Annotated in this window: 16 protein-coding genes and 1 riboswitch; of the genes, 6 read left to right on the forward strand and 10 right to left on the reverse strand. The window is 69.7% G+C overall.

What is annotated here, in order from left to right; translation table 11 throughout:
* Nucleotides 1–87 precede the first annotated feature (87 nt).
* On the forward strand, nucleotides 88–1,104 hold the full coding sequence (locus EPD65_RS11030; protein WP_131584092.1) for a zinc-dependent alcohol dehydrogenase family protein: 1,017 nt from the start codon (nucleotides 88–90) through the stop codon (nucleotides 1,102–1,104).
* Nucleotides 1,101–1,568, forward strand: a complete 468-nt coding sequence (locus tag EPD65_RS11035; RefSeq protein WP_243640552.1) for a GNAT family N-acetyltransferase — start codon at nucleotides 1,101–1,103, stop codon at nucleotides 1,566–1,568. Before EPD65_RS11030 ends, EPD65_RS11035 begins: the two co-directional genes overlap by 4 nt.
* On the opposite strand, the gene EPD65_RS11040 is transcribed toward EPD65_RS11035, so the two are convergent.
* Both EPD65_RS11040 and EPD65_RS11045 read right to left on the reverse strand, forming a co-directional pair.
* Entirely contained in the window at nucleotides 1,549–3,021 is a 1,473-nt protein-coding gene (locus EPD65_RS11040) for a glycosyltransferase family 39 protein (RefSeq protein ID WP_165872976.1), read from the reverse strand. The two genes, EPD65_RS11035 and EPD65_RS11040, sit on opposite strands and share 20 nt — an antisense overlap.
* A gap of 310 nt (nucleotides 3,022–3,331) precedes the next feature.
* Nucleotides 3,332–3,826, reverse strand: a complete 495-nt coding sequence (locus tag EPD65_RS11045) for an asparaginase domain-containing protein (RefSeq protein WP_131584096.1) — start codon at nucleotides 3,824–3,826, stop codon at nucleotides 3,332–3,334.
* Between the two features lie 61 nt (nucleotides 3,827–3,887).
* Here EPD65_RS11045 and EPD65_RS11050 point away from each other — a divergent pair, with 61 nt between their 5' ends.
* Nucleotides 3,888–4,574, forward strand: a complete 687-nt coding sequence (locus EPD65_RS11050) for an aggregation-promoting factor C-terminal-like domain-containing protein (RefSeq protein WP_131584098.1) — start codon at nucleotides 3,888–3,890, stop codon at nucleotides 4,572–4,574.
* Nucleotides 4,575–4,616: 42 nt separating this feature from the next.
* Here the strand turns inward: EPD65_RS11050 and EPD65_RS11055 are convergent, their stop codons facing one another.
* A complete protein-coding gene (locus tag EPD65_RS11055; RefSeq protein ID WP_131584100.1) occupies nucleotides 4,617–4,970 on the reverse strand; it encodes a VOC family protein in 354 nt (117 codons plus the stop codon).
* Nucleotides 4,971–5,111: 141 nt separating this feature from the next.
* Between EPD65_RS11055 and EPD65_RS11060 the strand changes: the two genes are divergently transcribed.
* Nucleotides 5,112–5,786 carry a peptidylprolyl isomerase gene (locus EPD65_RS11060; protein WP_131584102.1) on the forward strand — a complete coding sequence of 225 codons (675 nt, stop codon included), beginning with the start codon at nucleotides 5,112–5,114 and terminating at the stop codon, nucleotides 5,784–5,786.
* A 29-nt stretch (nucleotides 5,787–5,815) separates the two neighbouring features.
* Here EPD65_RS11060 and EPD65_RS11065 read toward each other — a convergent pair whose 3' ends face one another.
* Nucleotides 5,816–6,229, reverse strand: a complete 414-nt coding sequence (locus EPD65_RS11065; protein ID WP_131584104.1) for an OsmC family protein — start codon at nucleotides 6,227–6,229, stop codon at nucleotides 5,816–5,818.
* 74 nt (nucleotides 6,230–6,303) lie between these two features.
* The gene (locus EPD65_RS11070; protein ID WP_131584105.1) at nucleotides 6,304–6,708 is read right to left on the reverse strand and encodes a LysM peptidoglycan-binding domain-containing protein; all 405 of its coding nucleotides are present in this window, start codon (nucleotides 6,706–6,708) and stop codon (nucleotides 6,304–6,306) included.
* A 138-nt stretch (nucleotides 6,709–6,846) separates the two neighbouring features.
* Here EPD65_RS11070 and EPD65_RS11075 point away from each other — a divergent pair, with 138 nt between their 5' ends.
* Entirely contained in the window at nucleotides 6,847–8,217 is a 1,371-nt protein-coding gene (locus EPD65_RS11075) for a DNA recombination protein RmuC (RefSeq protein ID WP_131584107.1), read from the forward strand.
* Nucleotides 8,218–8,228: 11 nt separating this feature from the next.
* Here EPD65_RS11075 and EPD65_RS11080 read toward each other — a convergent pair whose 3' ends face one another.
* Nucleotides 8,229–8,891, reverse strand: coding sequence for a hypothetical protein (locus EPD65_RS11080; protein WP_131584109.1), 663 nt, complete (start codon nucleotides 8,889–8,891; stop codon nucleotides 8,229–8,231).
* A 178-nt stretch (nucleotides 8,892–9,069) separates the two neighbouring features.
* Here EPD65_RS11080 and EPD65_RS11085 point away from each other — a divergent pair, with 178 nt between their 5' ends.
* Complete coding sequence (locus EPD65_RS11085) at nucleotides 9,070–10,284, forward strand: SGNH/GDSL hydrolase family protein (RefSeq protein ID WP_243640553.1); 1,215 nt, start codon at nucleotides 9,070–9,072, stop codon at nucleotides 10,282–10,284.
* Between the two features lie 111 nt (nucleotides 10,285–10,395).
* On the opposite strand, the gene gcvP is transcribed toward EPD65_RS11085, so the two are convergent.
* From gcvP to EPD65_RS11105, 4 genes are all read right to left on the reverse strand, one after another.
* Nucleotides 10,396–13,317, reverse strand: coding sequence for an aminomethyl-transferring glycine dehydrogenase (gene gcvP, locus EPD65_RS11090; RefSeq protein ID WP_131584111.1), 2,922 nt, complete (start codon nucleotides 13,315–13,317; stop codon nucleotides 10,396–10,398).
* Nucleotides 13,318–13,392: 75 nt separating this feature from the next.
* Nucleotides 13,393–13,485, reverse strand: a riboswitch (glycine riboswitch).
* A 30-nt stretch (nucleotides 13,486–13,515) separates the two neighbouring features.
* Nucleotides 13,516–14,721, reverse strand: a complete 1,206-nt coding sequence (locus EPD65_RS11095; RefSeq protein ID WP_131584113.1) for a low temperature requirement protein A — start codon at nucleotides 14,719–14,721, stop codon at nucleotides 13,516–13,518.
* Between the two features lie 77 nt (nucleotides 14,722–14,798).
* Nucleotides 14,799–15,353 carry a MerR family transcriptional regulator gene (locus EPD65_RS11100; RefSeq protein ID WP_131584198.1) on the reverse strand — a complete coding sequence of 185 codons (555 nt, stop codon included), beginning with the start codon at nucleotides 15,351–15,353 and terminating at the stop codon, nucleotides 14,799–14,801.
* Between the two features lie 218 nt (nucleotides 15,354–15,571).
* Nucleotides 15,572–16,036 carry a bifunctional nuclease family protein gene (locus EPD65_RS11105; RefSeq protein ID WP_131584115.1) on the reverse strand — a complete coding sequence of 155 codons (465 nt, stop codon included), beginning with the start codon at nucleotides 16,034–16,036 and terminating at the stop codon, nucleotides 15,572–15,574.

Below are 16,036 nucleotides of genomic sequence, written 5' to 3' on the forward strand. Positions count from 1 at the left end.
GTCAGGCGCGCCGGGGGAGCGGCGCCACCAGGTGCCGGTCAGAACGTCGGTGAGTCAGATTTCCGTGAAAGTGCAAGGATCGTTCCCATGCGCGCAACAACGATCCACGGCACCCGCGACATCCGCCTCTCCGAGGTGCCCGACCCCCGCATCGAGAAGCCCACGGACGCGATCGTGAAGGTCGTCGCGGGCTGCATCTGCGGCTCGGACCTCTGGCCCTACCGGGGCGAGAACCCGGTCGTTGCCGGCAACACGATCGGCCACGAGTGCATCGGGGTCGTCGAGGAGGTCGGCGCCGACGTCCGCGACATCAAGGTCGGCGACTTCGTCGTGGTCCCGTTCGACCACTGTGACAACACCTGCGTGCACTGCGCCGCCGGGATGCAGTCCGCCTGCGTGAACCTCGGCTTCACCGTCAGCGGCCAGGCCGAGTACGCCCGCGTGACGCAGGCGGACGGCTCGCTGGTGGCAGTGCCCGGCACGCCGGATGCCTCGCTGATCCCGTCGCTGCTGGCCCTGGCCGACGTCATGCCGACAGGCTGGCACGCTGCTGTCGCCGCCGGCGTACGCCCGGGTGGGACGGCGGTCGTCGTCGGCGACGGAGCCGTCGGCCTCTGCGGCGTCCTCGCCGCGAAGCAGCTCGGCGCAGAGCGGATCATCGCGATGTCCCGCCACGAGCCCCGCCAGCAGATCGCGAAGGCGTTCGGCGCGACCGACATCGTCGCTGTCCGCGGCAAGGAGGCGACCGCGGCGGTGCTCGAGCTCACGGGCGGAGCAGGCGCCGACGCCGTACTCGAGTGCGTCGGCACCGACGACTCGATGAAGACCGCCTTCCACGCCGCCCGGCCCGGCTCGATGGTCGGGTTCGTCGGAGTCCCGCACGGTGTGGTGCTGCCGGTCGGCACGATGTTCGGGCGCAACGTCGGTCTGGCAGGCGGCATGGCGCCGGTGCGGAAGTACCTCCCCGAGCTGCTCGGCCTGGTCCTCGACGGCACCATCGACCCCGGCCGGGTCTTCGACATGACGCTTCCGCTGGAGGGCGTCGCGGAGGGCTACCAGGCGATGGACGAGCGTCGTGCGATCAAGGTGATGCTGCAGCCGTGAACGACCGGCTCGAGATCCGCCACGACGACCTGAGCGGCGGCGAGGTGCAGGCCCTGCTGGCCGAGCACCTCGCGGACATGTACGCCACGTCGCCGGCCGAGTCGGTGCACGCGCTGGACCTCGATGCCCTGCGTGCCCCCGACATCACGTTCTACAGCGCGTGGGACGAGCAGACGCTGCTCGGGTGCGGCGCGCTGCGCGATCTCGGGGACGGCCACCTCGAGATCAAGTCGATGCGGGCTGCGCGTGCGCACCGCGGCCGCGGCACCGGTGCCGCGATCCTGCTGCACCTGCTCGGCGCGGCGACGCGTCGTGGCGCCGTACGCATCTCGCTCGAGACCGGCGTCGAGGACTACTTCGCGCCGGCGAGAAGGCTCTACGAGCGCCACGGCTTCGTGGTGTGCGAGCCGTTCGGCGGCTACCGGCCGGACCCGAACTCCGTGTTCATGACCCGCGAGGGCTGACACACACCAGTGGCGGCCGCTCCACCGAGGCCAGCACGCGTACGTCGACGCCGCAGACCTCTCCGAGATCGCGATAGCGGGCCTCCAGGAGGGGGCGGACCCGGCCCGGCTCGCTGGTGACCACGACCCACGTCGGTGCCCGATCACTGGTGAGCAGGGCGGACAGATCGGCGAGGTCTGGGTCCTTGACGCGCAGCGGAAGGATCCAGAGATAGGGGTACGGCGACTCGAGCCCGGATCCGAACTCGACCTCCGGACTGCCGTAGAGGCTGACGATGGTGTCGCCGGGCGACGCCACCGCGGCGATCGAGCGGCCGAGCCGCATCTCGGGGGAGTGGACCGGGTGGCGCATCTCCCAGGCGATCCCCGGGACGACCGAGGCCACCAGCGCGACGGCAGCGACGGCAGCGGTCACGCGATGCGTGAGCCACCCGTGCGTGGGAGTCGCTGCGGCGATGCCGGCCAGAACCCCGAGCGGCACCATCAGCTGGACCAGGTAGTGGGTCCAGGAGCCACCGCCGGCGACGATCGACGTGACGTCCCAGACAAGGACGACGAGCAGCGCCAGCACAGCGGGGTCGAGCACGCGACGTCGCAGAACGACCAGCGACCAGGCCAGGACCGGGAGCAGCCCACACACCAGCGCGACCCGGACCAGCTCGGTCGGCCGCCCGTTGGCCTGTGACATCCGTGCGGCCGCAGCGTGCGCCTGGACCCGGAACGGGAACATCGCGTCATTGAGCGCCGGGAGGTCGGTGCCGGCCCAGACGGCATGACCGAGCACCGCGCCCATGGCGACCGCTGCGCCGACGATTGCGGCCGCGACGGCGCGGACGAGATCCCGCCAGCGATCACGTGGAAGGTCGCGGCGCAGTGCCAGCACGACCAGCAGGACGACGGCGTAGACGCCCACGTCGATCATGTTCTGCTTGACCAGCACCGCGCAGGCCGCCGCTGCGCCGGCCAGCAGGCCACGGCGTACGGGACGGGTCTGGAGGGCGCCGGTCCACGCCCACAGGCCGAGCGCGACGAACGGCGCAGCCAGCAGCTCGCCGTCGACGACCTGGGAGCCGTCACGCGGGTTGGCCAGCAGGGCCGCGGTGACCAACGCAGCGGGGAGGACAGCACGACGGCCAGCCACGCGGTACGCGGTTGCTGCCGCGAGGAGCACCGTGACCATCACGGCGACGCAGGCGATCAACCGCAGGGCGGTCACGGGGAAGACAACGCTCGCCGCGGCGTCAGCGAGCCGGTAGGGGAGCAGGAGAAGGGGTGGCCGGTCGACCCAGTAGTCGCCGTAGAGGCTGCTGCCGGGGTGCCACTGGCGGGCCAGGACGAGGAAGCCGGCTTCATCATGGGTGGCGACGTCGTCGACGAAGGGCAGCCGGGCCGCTGCTGCAGCGATCGAGGCAAGGCCTGCGCCGGCGTACAGGAGGCGGGTACGTCGGTCCACCCTCGCGAGCGTACGGAGGCGAGCGGTCCGGTTCATGACGAATTCGTGAACCGGTGGCGCATCGGGCGCCGAGAGGTCAGGCGTGCGCGACGCCGGGTGCGTCAGGCGGCGTGCAGCTGCAGCGATCGCAGGGCAGGTAGACGTGGACGGCGTGACCACACGCCGTACACGGAAGATCGTGTGCGAGGTGGACGGTGCTCTCCTCGACGGTGTCCCACATGGCTTGCTCTCCTCTGACGTGCTCGACACAGGTGAGACGGGGCACGGGGGAGTGCGTGACGGCGATTTCTGACCAGTTGTCCGAACTTTTTCAGGGAGCGTCGACGAACACGCCACGCCCGCGGTCCTTGGCCACCTTCCCGGCGGGGAAGACGCGGCCGCTCATCACGATGTGCACACCGGCGGGCAGGAGCTGCACGGCGGTCATTGCCGCCCCGAGGTTGAACGCTGCGTCGCTGCGCCCCATGGCGGCCGGCTGCATCGCACCGGTCAGCACCACCGTCTGGTCTGCCGCCGCCAGATGGGCGTCGAGGAACGCCGCGGTCTCGGGCATCGTGTCCGTGCCGTGCGTGACCACCACATGACGCCCCGGCAGGGCGTCGATCGCCTGGCACAGCACCACGCGGTCGGCGTCAGTCATGTCGAGACTGTCCACGGCGAGCACGGGGGAGACGTCGTACGTCAGGTCGGTCAGGACGGGCGCGAGCAGCGCGTCGACCGACGGCTCACCGATCTCGAGCTCGCCCGCCCGGGAGTAGATCTTGTCGATCGTGCCGCCCGTGGCGACGACGTGGATGTGCGGCATGTCGGCGACGATAGCGAGTGAAGCCTCCCACTCGGGCGCGGGTGTGGGTTAGCGTCCCGGCATGGCACAGGACGGGGTGAGTCGGCGCGGCGTCGCGCCCGGGCGCAGGGCGCTCGGCGTTGCGGCCGCGCTCAGCGTCCTCGCGCTCTCCGCCTGCGAGCCGCTGCTGGCGCCGTCTCCTGGCGTGTCCGCGGCGGACCGGGCCCCGGCGCAGGGGAGTGGCAGCCCCTCCGCCACCTCGTCCGCTACCCCGCCAGTCCAGCACGAAGAGGTGTCACGCAACCGCGACCGGACGCTGTCGCAGGCGCAGCTCTCGGCGATGACACAGGCGCGGATGAGCGTGAGCGACGGCGACATCATGCGGCAGCTGGCCAACACGGCCGAGCGGATCGCGCAGAACCTTGCCGCCGGCGGCGGATCCGCACCCCAGCCCACGAGCGTCCAGCCGGGCACCAACCGGGCACTCGGCTATCACCTGCTGCTCGACTTCGGCTGGCCTGCCTCGGAATGGCCCGCGCTCGACGCCCTCTGGCAGCGAGAGTCCGGCTGGAGCCAGGTCGCCGAGAACCGCTCGTCCGGCGCCTACGGCATCCCGCAATCACTGCCGGCCAGCAAGATGGCGGCGGTCGGAGCTGACTGGAAGACCAATCCGGAGACGCAGATCCGCTGGGGCCTGGCGTACATCGGCGCCAGGTACGGCAGCCCGCACGCCGCCTGGGCGCACTCGGAGAAGTTCGGCTGGTACTGATGCCTGTCTAGCGTGACGACTAGACGTTACGTCAACCTGTCGTCAGGCTGGCTGCCACAGCTCGAGTCGATTGCCCGCAGGGTCGTTGATCCAGGCGAAGCGGCCCACTCCGTCCATCTCCTGGATCTCGCCGATTCTGTGAGAGCCGTTCTGAGCCAACTGCGCGAGCATCGCGTCCAGATCGGCGACCCGGAAGTTGAGCATGACCTGCTGGGCGCGCGCACCGAAGTAATCCGTGTCAGCGGGGAACGCCGCCACGACGGTCGGCCCGGATTCCTGCGTCCAGACGCCGTACGCCGCCATGTCGATGCCCAGCACGTCGCGGTACCACGCTGTCAGCGCGTCAGGATCCTCAGCGCGCACGAAGAAACCACCGATGCCGAGTACGCGTTCCATGAGAGCGATTCTGACAGCGGGGTCCGACAACAGCCCCTCCCGACGCACATCATGATTGTTCCGATAATGGACATTATGTCATTACGCATACGTGGAAGAGCCTCGTCGTACGCCGAACCCCTCCCCGCTACAGTCACCGGCATGCTGACCCGTACGGCGCTGGCCGCCGCTTCGCTCGTCCTGATTCCGGCTGCTGCACTCACTGCGTGCGGCAGCGACACCGACGCCCAGAAGGCGCCGACGTCGGCTGGCGATGCGACGTGCTCGTACCCGTCGTCCGGACAGGCTGCGCGCGACGTCAAGGCCCCCAGCTCGGAGCCGACCGTCGACAACGCCGTCTCTGCCACCATCAAGACGAACGTCGGCGACCTGGGCATCACCCTCGACGGCAAGGCGACGCCCTGCACGGTCAACTCGTTCCTGTCTCTCGCGAAGCAGGGCTTCTACGACGACACGTCGTGTCCGCGACTCGCGAACACCCCGGGCTTCGGCATGCTCCAGTGCGGCGACCCGACCGGCACGACGAGTGGCGGCCCGGGCTACACGATTCCGGACGAGATCACCGGCAAGGAGACCTACCCCGCGGGCACCATCGCGATGGCCAACACCGGCCAGCCCGACTCCGGTGGCTCGCAGTTCTTCCTCGTCTTCGCCGACAGCAGCCTGACCCCCGACTACACGGTCTTCGGCCACCTCGACGCTGCCGCGATCAAGATCCTCAAGGGCGTTGGCGCGAAGGGCGACGACGGCTCCAACCCGTACGGCGGCGGCAAGCCGAACCAGCCGGTCACCATCACGGACGTCGTCGTCAGCTGACACGCGCAGCAGGCTGGGCGAAGCCCGTCTCAGCGCATCACGACCGGCTCTCCCGTCTCCACAGTGCGGCTGACGGTGCAGAGCCGGTCGTGCGTCCGCTGGATCGCTGACGGCAGTACGGCGCGGGCCGCGTCGCCGTCGGGCCCCTCGGGGAACTCGACCTCGAAGGTGACCGTCAGCTCGGTCATCCGGGTGCCGGTCTCGTCACGCACCTTCTCCCCCTCGGCCTTCACGCGGAACGTCGTCGCCGTCGCGCGCCGCGCCGTGATGGGGTCGACGGTCACAGCCGCACACCCCGCAAGTGCCGCAAGCAGCAGCTCGACCGGCGTGAAGTCCGGGTCATCACCGCCGCCGAGGGTGACGACTCCCCCGCGCGCGTTGGTGGCGCGAAAGCGCGCCGGCCCGATCTTCTCCAGCTCGACCTCACGATGCGTGTCACTCATGAGGCGACAGTACGCGGACGGCCGCGGCCCCCAGGCGGGAGTCGCGGCCGTCGTACGTCGTCGGTGCGGTGTGGTCAGTCGACCGGGATCTTGAAGACCTGGCCCGGGAAGATGAGGTCCGGATTCTCGATGTGGTTGATCCGCGCGATCTCGTGCCAGTCGGCGCCGAAGCGGGCGCCGATCTCGGACAGGGTGTCGCCGGAGACGACGGTGTACTCCTTGAACCGCTTCTTCGGCTTCACCGGCTCGTCGACGTGCGGAGCTGCCTTGGGCTCGTCGGCCTTCGGCTCGATGTGCGGCGCCGGCGCTGCCTGCGGCTGCTCCGGAGTGCTCTGCCCGGCGTCGTGTGCGGCGTCGTCCGCCTTCTGACGTGCGGCATCCGCCTGCTCCTGCGCCTTCGCCGCGGCGTCACGCGCCGCATCGGCGATCTCGCCCTTGGAGTTGGTCAGCCCGTCCTTGATCTTGTCCCAGAGGCCCATGGTCCCTGCTCGCTTCCTCGAGAGCGGCCGACGCACCCGATGCACGCCGGCCCAGCGGGGCCGACCCTACCCCGCCCTCTCCCCCGCACCCCGGCGTGTGCGCGGAGTTCTGTCGGTGGTCACTGTTTGGATGGCAGCATGCTCCTGATCGGTCTCCTCCTCGGCCTTCTCGTCGGCGCAGCCCTGGGCTGGCTCGCGGCTCGCGTGCTCTCTGTCTCCGCGCCGGGCACTGTCGTCGAGGACCCGGAGATCGCCGCCGCCCGTCACCGGGCTGACGTTGCCGCGATCCGCCAGGAGGAGTCCGAGGCCCGCGCAACGCTCCAGGCCGATGTCGCGCACGCGGAGGCGACGGTCAGCGGCCTGCGCGACACGGTGGCCGGGCTCCAGCAGGCCCTGAGCACTGCTCGCGACGACCACCGCGCGCTCCTCGAGACGCAGCGCCGTGACCAGCTGGAGCGTGAGCGTGCCGAGAGCGCGCAGGCTCAGGTCCTCAAGACAGTCGCCCCCGTTGCTCAGCAGCTGCGAGCGATGCAGCAGCAGGTCAACGATCTGGAGAAGCAGCGCTCGCTGCAGCACGGCGAGCTTGCCGAGCAGATCCGCACCACCCGGCGTTCGGCCGAGGAGTCACGCAAGGCGGCCGACACCCTGGCCTCGGCGCTGGGCAACAACGCGACCCGTGGCTACTGGGGAGAGACGCAGCTCAAGACGCTCGTCGAGTCTGCGGGGCTCCTCCCCCGCGTCGACTTCACGACGCAGGCATCGATCACCGCGGATTCCGGCGCCCGCCGCCCGGACATGGTGGTCAACCTGCCGGGTGGCAAGCAGATGGCCGTCGACGCCAAGGCGCCGTACTCGTCCTTCGTCGAGGCGTTCCGCGAGTCGGTCGACCCCGGCGAGCGCCAGCGACTCCTCGTGGACCACGCGAAGAAGATCCGCGGTCATGTCGACGCCCTGTCCGGCAAGACCTACTGGACCGGCCTCGAGGCCAGTCCGGAGTTCACGGTCGCCTTCATCCCCAACGAGCAGCTGCTCAGCTCTGCCCTCGAGGTCGACCCTTCCCTGCTCGAGTATGCGTTTGCCAAGGGCGTCGTGCTGGCCACCCCCGCCAACCTCTGGGCCGTGCTCAAGACCGTCGCCTACACCTGGCGTCAGGACGTCCTCACCGAGGATGCCAAGCGCCTCTTCGACCTCGGCCAGGAGCTCTACCGCCGGATCTGCACGCTCGCTGGCCACGCCGAGAAGATGCGTAGCTCGCTGGAGAGCGCCGTGGGCCACTACAACGCGTTCGCGAGCTCGCTCGAGACCCGCGTCCTGGTGACTGCTCGCAAGCTCGACCAGGTCGACGAGGGGAAGCTCCTCCCCTCCCCCACGCTCATCGACAAGACGCCGAAGCGGATCGTCGCGACCGACTTCGAGGCGCTGCGCGAGGTGTCCCGCGACGAGCTTCCGCTCCACCTCGAGGACGCGGTCGAGGCCGAGATCGTCGACGACACCTCAGCGGCCGGCTAGCCGGCAGGGGGTCAGAAGACCGGGAAGTGAGCCGGGGCGAGCAGCAGGAAGGCCGTGATCAGGCCGATTCCGAGCAGCCACACCAGCAGCCGCGCGAAACGTCGACGACCACGACCACGCCGCGCCGACATGCGTGCGGCGCCGCGGCGCCGGAGCTCACGCTCCTCGAGCTTGTCGGCGAAGACACGCAGCGTCGGGTCGTCCGGAGCACGCCAACCCGGGAGTGCCTCACCCTCCGGCGGCGCAAGAGCGACCGCACTCAGGACTGCTTCGGCGGCGACGCGCTGCGTCGGCAGGGTCGGCGCAGGGTGCTGCACGAAGGCAGCAGGAGCGGAAGGGGCAGTCGGCGCTGCCGACGCGGCAGGAGCGGGCGCCACGGGCGCTGCGGGCGCAACCGGCGCCTCCATCGCGGCAGGCGCCGAGACGTCGGGGGATGCCGGCACGCTCACCGGGACAGCAACCTGGACAGGCGCCGCAGCAGGTGCCGGCACCGTGACAGCGGACGGAGCAGGCGTCTCCAGAAGCGGCGCCGTGATCACGGGGATGTTGCCCGTGAGGTGGCTCCAGTCCTGGGGCGGCGGCACGGGAGCGCCGAAGGGAATCCGGCACAGGGTGCACTTCACGGCGTCCGCCGGCGACAACGTGCCGCACCACTCGCAGCGCTTCTCGTCCACGGTTGTCGTCGCTCCTCCCATGATTTGCCCAGCTGAAGAATAGACGGATCTGCCACCCCAGTTGTGCCGTTTCCGGGCGAAACCCACCACCAGAACCTTGGATGTCCAACCTCTATGCACCGGGGCTACTCGCCAGTATCTTGCGGATGTAATCCTCGTCACATCTCAGGAGTTGTTGATGCGTCTTACCCGAGCAATGGCCAGTGCCTGCGGCACCGCCACCATCGTCGTGGCCGGCCTGACGGCGGTCCCCTCCCCTGCCCTGGCTGACGGTCCAGGTGTCGGGTCGCCCTGGATCGTCTCCGTCGGCGATTCGTACATCTCGGGCGAGGCTGGCCGCTGGGCCGGCAACACCAACAATGGCGAGACGCTCCACGACGCCGGCGGCAGCGCGACGTACTTCGACAATGCCAACCACACCGCGGAGGTGATCAACCGCTGCCACCGCGCGTGGACCGCGGAGATCAACATCGGCCGTGGGGTGAACTCCACCAACCTGGCCTGCTCCGGAGCGAAGACCGCCACGGTTGCCTCGGACGGCAGCGGCAACTTCAAGCCCGGCCTCGACTTCTACAACGGGTCCGCCGGTCAGGGCCAGGCGCTCATGCTCCAGAACTTCGCCAGCACGCACAACGTGAAGATGGTCGCCGTCTCCATCGGCGGCAACGACTTCAACTTCGCCGGCATCGTCCAGCAGTGCGTGACCGACTTCCTGGGTTCGCCGACCTGGTTCAAGGACTACTGCAAGGACGACTCGATCGTGACCAACGCGATGTCCTCGTCCAACGTGAGCGCGCGGCGGGCCGACATCAAGAACGCGTTCCTCAACATCCGCACGGCCATGCGCAACGCGGGGTACGCCGACAACAGCTGGACGCTCCTCGTCCAGAACTACATGTCGCCGCTCCCCAACGGCTCGGGCATCCGTTACTCCGAGAGCGGCTACTCCCGGCAGAACACCGGCGGCTGCGGCTTCTGGAATGCCGACGCCGACTACGCGAACGCGACCCTGCTCCCGACCATCAACAACGCCGTCTTCGGAGCCGCCACCGATGCCGGGCTGACCAACGTGAAGACGCTCAACCTGAGCAGTGCGTTCAACGGCCGCCGGCTCTGCGAGAGCACCGTCGGTCTCCTCGAGGAGAAGGGCCTGAGCAGCTGGCAGTCGGCGGGAGCCGTCGACCAGACCGAGTGGATCAACACCATCCGCACCGCCACCGCGACAGGCAACTACTACATCCAGGAGTCCCTGCACCCGAACTACTGGGGACAGGGAGCACTCTCCAACTGCGTCGCCCAGGCGTACAACGCAGGCACCCCGCGGGGCGGCACCTGCGTGCGGGGCGCCAACGGCCTCAACGCATACGGCGAGCCGAACATGTCGCTGAACTGATACCGCCCCACGCCGAGACGGGCCTTGTGCACGGGAAATTCCCGGCACAAGGCCCGTCTCACGTGGGCACAAGGCCCGTGTCGCCGGGGCACGAGCCCCGTCTCGGCGGAGTCAGTCGGCGAACGCCTCCGGCGGCGGGCAAGCACAGACCAGGTTGCGGTCGCCGTAGGCGTTGTCGATGCGACCGACCGGCGGCCAGTACTTGTCCGGGTCGATGCCGGCGGGGAAGACGCCCGTCTCGCGGGAGTAACCGCGGTCCCACTCCCCCACGATCGAACGCGACGTGTGCGGGGCGCGCGCCAGCGGGCTGTCGTCGTGGCTCCACTCCCCCGCCTGCACCTTCGCGATCTCGCCACGGATGGCGATCATCGCGTCGATGAAGCGCTCGAGCTCAGCCAGGTCCTCGGACTCGGTCGGCTCCACCATCAGCGTGCCGGCCACCGGGAACGACATCGTCGGGGCGTGGAAGCCGTAGTCGATGAGGCGCTTGGCCACGTCGTCGACGGTCACGCCGCTCTCCTTGGAGATCCCGCGCAGGTCGAGGATGCACTCGTGGGCGACCAGGCCGTTCTCGCCCTTGTAGAGCACCGGGTAGTGCTCCTCGAGGCGCGCGGCGACGTAGTTGGCCGAGAGGACCGCTGCAGCGGTCGCCTTGGTGAGACCGGCCGCACCCATGAGCCGCACGTACGCCCAGGAGATCGGCAGGATGCCGGCCGACCCGTACGGCGCAGCGCTGATCGGGCCGATGCCCGAGCGCTTCTCGGGGAGCGGGTGCTGCGCGTGCGTCGGCAGGTACGGCGCGAGGTGCGCGCCGACCGCGACCGGACCGACGCCCGGGCCGCCGCCGCCGTGCGGGATGCAGAAGGTCTTGTGCAGGTTGAGGTGCGAGACGTCGCCGCCGAACTCACCCGGACGCGCGTGGCCGAGCAGCGCGTTGAGGTTGGCACCGTCGACATACACCTGGCCACCGTGGGAGTGGACGATCTTGCAGAGCTGCGTGATGCCCTCCTCGTAGACGCCGTGCGTCGACGGGTAGGTCACCATGATCGCGGCGAGGTCGTTGGAGTGAGCGTCGCACTGCGCCTGCAGGTCGTCGAGGTCCACCGTGCCGTCGTCGTTGGACTTCACGACCACGACCCGCATGCCGGCCATCACCGCGGACGCGGCGTTGGTGCCGTGCGCCGAGGCGGGCATCAGGCAGACATCGCGGTGGGTGTCGCCGTTGGCGAGGTGGTACGCGCGAATCGCCAGCAGACCGGCAAGCTCGCCCTGGGAGCCGGCGTTCGGCTGGATCGATACGGCGGCGTAGCCGGTCACCTCGGCGAGCCAGCCCTCGAGCTCGGCGACGAGCTGGTGGTAGCCCGCGGCATCCTCAGCCGGCACGAAGGGGTGCAGGTCGGCGAAGCCGGGCAGCGAGATCGGCTCCATCTCCGTGGTGGCGTTGAGCTTCATCGTGCACGAGCCGAGCGGGATCATGCCCTTGTCGAGGGCGTAGTCGCGGCCCGAGAGGCGCGCCAGGTAGCGCAGCATCTGCGTCTCGCTGCGGTGCGTGTGGAAGACCTCGTGCGTCAGGAACGCCGTGGCGCGGCCCAGCTCGGCGGGCAGCGCGTCGGGCGTGATCCGGTCGAGCTCGTCCAGGTCGAGCGACGTCGTCCCCTCGACGGTCGGGCCGAACGAGGCGAGCACCTTCTCGACCGTCTCGTGCGTCGTGGTCTCCGACGTCGACAGACCGACCGTGTCGGCGTCGACCAGACGCAGGTGCAGACCCGCGGCGCGGGCGCTGGCGACGATCGCCGCAGCGCGGCCGGGGGCCGCCACCGTGAGCGTGTCGAAGAACGACTCCGAACCGAGGGTGTAGCCGAGCGCCTTGAGACCTGCGGCGATGACGGCGGCGTACCGGTGGGTGCGCGTCGCGATCGCGGTCAGGCCGGCGGGGCCGTGGTAGACGGCGTACATCGATGCGGTGATCGCGAGCAGGACCTGCGCGGTGCAGATGTTGGACGTGGCCTTCTCACGGCGGATGTGCTGCTCGCGCGTGCCGAGCGCCAGGCGGTACGCCGGACGGCCCTCGCTGTCGATCGACACACCGACGAGTCGGCCGGGCATGTGGCGCTCGAGGCCCTTGGCGACGGCCATGTAGCCCGCGTGCGGGCCGCCGTAGAAGAGCGGGACGCCGAAGCGCTGCGACGAGCCGACCACGACATCTGCGCCGAGCGCACCCGGCGCCTCGAGCAGGGTCAGCGCCAGGAGGTCGGCGGCCACGACGGCGAGACCGCCCTGGGCGTGCGTCGCCTCGATGACGGCGCGCGGGTCAAGCACACGGCCCGACGCACCCGGGTACTGGATGAGCGTGCCGCAGATGGTGACACCGACGAGCTCGGCCGGCATGCCCTGCGACAGATCGGCGACAACGACCTCGATACCCATCGCCTCGGCGCGCGTGCGCACGACGTCGATGGTCTGCGGGAGCGCATCGGCATCGACCACGAACGGGCCCTCGGCCTTGCGGTTGGCACGACGCACCAGCGTCATCGCCTCGGCGGCCGCGGTGCCCTCGTCGAGCAGCGACGAGTTCGCGACCGGAAGACCGGCGAGGTCGCCGATCATCGTCTGGAAGTTGATGAGCGCCTCGAGGCGGCCCTGCGAGATCTCCGGCTGGTACGGCGTGTACGCCGTGTACCAGGACGGGTCCTCGAGCACGTTGCGGCGGATCACGGGCGGCGTGATCGTGGCGTGGTAGCCCAGACCGATGAGCGGCTCGCCCGGGAAGTTCTGTCCGGCCAGCTCGCGGGCGAGTGCGCCCACCTGGGACTCGGTCATCGCCGGGGGCAGCGAGAGGTCCGCGGCCGGTCGGATGCCCACCGGCACGGCGGCGTCCATCAGGCCCTCGAGCGACTCGTGGCCGAGGGTCGCGAGCATCGACTCGATGTCGGACGGGCTCAGACCGATGTGGCGGTCGACGAACGGCAGGGCGGCGTCGAGGTCGTGCAGGGTGGGCTGGCCACCGTCAGGCTTGGGCAAGGCGATCTCCATCGGAAGCGTCCCCACGGGACGGGTCGGTCTCGCCTCCCCCTCTGTCACGCCGGTGCACAGCGCTCCAGAGTTGCCTCAGTCCGCACGGTCCCTGGCGCCTGAGAGGTTCCGGGGAGGAATTGCCCCTTCGGCGCTCCGCTGACGCGGAGACTCTCCCGCGCGGTGTCAGCAGCGGGGAAAGATTACCTCAGGCCGGCGTCAGGAGTGGTCGTGACCGGCGTGCCGGACACGCGCCCGCTCCTCGGCGTACCTGACGGTCTCGAAGCCGGCGAGCAGCCAGACGAGGACGGCGAGGAGCACCACCTGCGCGAGAGCCGGAACGTCGCCCGAGACAGCCCAACCGATCGCCACCAGGACGACGAGCCCCGCACGCGGCTTGCTGAAGATCCGGAGGGTGCGCAGCTTGAACCCGATGTGCGCGAGCAGATACAGGATCACGCCGCCGAAGAGTGCCGCCGCCGCGATCGTGCCGAGCGGCTCGGAGAGATCGTGGTGCGCCGGGTCGCCGACGTACGCCATCGCCTTCTTCAGACCGAGGGCCAGCAGGGCGATGCCCGCGATCATCGGGAGGTGCAGGAGCGAGTACGCGTCGCGTGCCAGCGAGACCGACCGGCCCTCGCGCAGGACCGCCGCGAGCGCCTCCTCACCCTTGATCGCACTGATGTCGAAGTAGATCCACCACAGGCCCGCGGCGAGGGCGATGCCCGCGAGCGCGGCGCCGACGATCGGCCACGAGATCGGCAGGTCGTTGGTGCCCACGCCGATCGCCACGATCGACTCGCCGAGGGCGATGATCACCATCAGGCCGTGGCGTTCGGCGAAGTGCCCCGCGGAGCGCAGCCGCCAGCCCCGGGCACCGCCGAGGAACGTGCCGCCGTAGTCCGACACCACGGCCCCGAGCCAGAAGAACGTGCGGTGCACCTCGTCGTGGGTGACAGCGCCGAGGACGAGGAAGCCCGTGCTGAGCAGGATGGTCGGGAAGAACCTGATCAGCTGACGACGCAGGCCCTGGTCATCACGCGCGTAGGCCCAGAAGAGCAGCAGATGCGTGATCCGGAAGGCGAAGTAGCCGGCCGCGATGACGTAGGGCCCCGACAGCCCGCCGTCGAGGTCGTGGAAAGACTCCGGGATCGCCAGCGCCACCAGGAACATCACCGACATGGCGAGCATCAGGATCAGCCGGATCTCGCCCTCATCCGCGCGCACGAGGTTGCAGAGCCACGAGTAGCCCACCCAGCCCCACCAGAAGAGGGCCAGCACGAGCATCCCCTGAGCAATGGCCAGCCAGCGCAACGGATCGTTGTGCGCCATGAACGCGGTGACCTGGGTCAGCGCGAAGACGAAGACGAGGTCGAAGAAGAGCTCGAGGGGTGTCGCCGACTGGTGTTCTTCGGTGCGCTCCATGGCGCCAAAGACTAACGGCCCGCTCCCCTGTCGGGGTGCGGGCCGTCGGCCAGAGACGATGTCGGGATCGGCGGAGGTCAGCCGATCTTGCGGGCGGCGCGACGCGCGGCGAGCTCGTCGCTCGCGCTGCTGGCCGAAGCCGAGTCCTCGGCGCGCTCGCTCGGGAGCTCGGCGAGGGTGCCCTCGATCTCGCGCCAGACGCCACCGATCGCGATGCCGAAGACGCCCTGACCGCCCTGGAGGAGGTCGATGACCTCGTCGTTGCTGGTGCAGTAGTAGACCGACGCGCCGTCGCTCATGAGCGTCACGCGGGTCAGGTCCTCGGTGCCGCGCTCACGCAGCTGCGTGACGGCCGTGCGGATCTGCTGCAGCGAGATGCCGGCGTCGAGAAGGCGCTTGATGACCTTGAGGACGAGGATGTCGCGGAACGAGTAGAGACGCTGGGTGCCAGAGCCGGTCGCGCCCCGGACGCTCGGCTCGATGAGGCCCGTGCGCGCCCAGTAGTCGAGCTGGCGGTACGTGATGCCGGCGGCATTGCACGCGGTCGGACCGCGGTAGCCCTGGTCGCTGGGCAGCGGGGACACGTCGTCGGTGAAGAGCAGACCCTGCTCCTCAGCCTCGCCTGCTGCCATCTCGGCAGCGGCGGTGTCCTTCACACCTTCGTTCAGCTCCACGTCGACCTCCGTCGTCTCGCTCCGTTCAGTGCAACTCCCGGGGGAAGGTCCGCAGGTGGAGGACCACAGCGGTGGAGTTACAACGAAGACACTCAAAGGTAAGGCGGGTCATGGACCGGGTCAACGCGACACCCCGGCGTGTCTCACCCTCAAGTTGAACGTGAGGGTCTGTCCGATCAGGGCTCGAAGTCCTCGGGCGTCACGTGGTCGAGGAACTCACGGAACCGCTCGACCTCGTCCTCCTGCTCCTCCGGGACTGCCAGGCCTGCCTCGGCGAGCACCTCTTCGGCACAGACGATCCGGGCACCCGTACGCAGCGCCAGCGCGATGGAGTCGGACGGGCGCGCACTGACCTCGACACCCGACTCGAAGGCGAGCTGGGCGTAGAAGACCCCGTCGCGCATCTCGGTGATGCGGACCTCGGTCAGCGTGTTGCCCGTGCTGGAGATGACGTCGCGGAGCAGGTCGTGCGTCAGCGGGCGCGGCGGCACGACGCCCTGCTGGGCGAAGGCGATCGCCGTCGCCTCGACCGCCCCGATCCAGATGGGCACATAGCGGTCACCAGCAACCTCGCGCAACAGCACGATCGGCTGGTTGGAGGGCATCTCGACCCTGACTCCGATGACGTCCACCTCGTGCAC

Origin of the sequence: Nocardioides jejuensis (genome assembly GCF_004337475.1) — a bacterium.
Lineage (GTDB): Bacteria > Actinomycetota > Actinomycetes > Propionibacteriales > Nocardioidaceae > Nocardioides > Nocardioides jejuensis.

Bases quoted from the DNA above. Each gene is read 5' to 3' on its own strand.
- EPD65_RS11100 (WP_131584198.1), bottom strand. From the start codon at position 15,353: ATGGCAGCAGGCGAGGCTGAGGAGCAGGGTCTGCTCTTCACCGACGAC.
- EPD65_RS11065 (WP_131584104.1), bottom strand. From the start codon at position 6,229: ATGAGTGACACGCATCGTGAGGTCGAGCTGGAGAAGATCGGGCCGGCG.
- EPD65_RS11045 (WP_131584096.1), bottom strand. From the start codon at position 3,826: ATGCCGCACATCCACGTCGTCGCCACGGGCGGCACGATCGACAAGATC.
- EPD65_RS11030 (WP_131584092.1), top strand. From the start codon at position 88: ATGCGCGCAACAACGATCCACGGCACCCGCGACATCCGCCTCTCCGAG.
- EPD65_RS11050 (WP_131584098.1), top strand. From the start codon at position 3,888: ATGGCACAGGACGGGGTGAGTCGGCGCGGCGTCGCGCCCGGGCGCAGG.
- EPD65_RS11055 (WP_131584100.1), bottom strand. From the start codon at position 4,970: ATGGAACGCGTACTCGGCATCGGTGGTTTCTTCGTGCGCGCTGAGGAT.
- EPD65_RS11095 (WP_131584113.1), bottom strand. From the start codon at position 14,721: ATGGAGCGCACCGAAGAACACCAGTCGGCGACACCCCTCGAGCTCTTC.
- gcvP (WP_131584111.1), bottom strand. From the start codon at position 13,317: ATGGAGATCGCCTTGCCCAAGCCTGACGGTGGCCAGCCCACCCTGCAC.
- EPD65_RS11085 (WP_243640553.1), top strand. From the start codon at position 9,070: ATGCGTCTTACCCGAGCAATGGCCAGTGCCTGCGGCACCGCCACCATC.
- EPD65_RS11060 (WP_131584102.1), top strand. From the start codon at position 5,112: ATGCTGACCCGTACGGCGCTGGCCGCCGCTTCGCTCGTCCTGATTCCG.
- EPD65_RS11070 (WP_131584105.1), bottom strand. From the start codon at position 6,708: ATGGGCCTCTGGGACAAGATCAAGGACGGGCTGACCAACTCCAAGGGC.
- EPD65_RS11075 (WP_131584107.1), top strand. From the start codon at position 6,847: ATGCTCCTGATCGGTCTCCTCCTCGGCCTTCTCGTCGGCGCAGCCCTG.